Annotated in this window: 1 protein-coding gene; it reads left to right on the plus strand. The window is 75.6% G+C overall.

Annotated features, from left to right (window positions below):
• Nucleotides 1–369 (plus strand): ATP-binding protein (locus tag PUR56_RS05890; protein ID WP_329948125.1); only part of this gene is annotated, 369 nt, incomplete at both ends.

Below are 369 nucleotides of genomic sequence, written 5' to 3' on the forward strand. Positions count from 1 at the left end.
CCACCACGCCCGGCATCCTCCCCGCGGAAGCGGCCCCCCGCTCGAACCACTGCGAACTCACCGCCGACACCCGCTCCCCGGGCCTGCTGCGGAACTGGGTGACCGCCCTGCTGGCCGGCTGGCAGCTGCCCGACCTGATCGCCACCGAACTCGCCGCCAACGCCCTGTGCCACGGCGCTGCCCCCGCCCGGGCAAGCCTGGCCCTGTGCGAACCCGAGGCGGGCCACCGGGTCGTGCGCCTGGAGATCGAGGACTCCGGCCCCGGCTTCGACCCCGAAGACCGCACCTCCGCAGCCGCTGATACGGGGCGGTGCAGCGGCCGGGGTCTGCTGATGGTCGCCGCCCTGGCCAGCACCTGGGGCGCCATGC

Source organism: Streptomyces sp. BE303 (genome assembly GCF_036290945.1).
Classification (GTDB): domain Bacteria; phylum Actinomycetota; class Actinomycetes; order Streptomycetales; family Streptomycetaceae; genus Kitasatospora.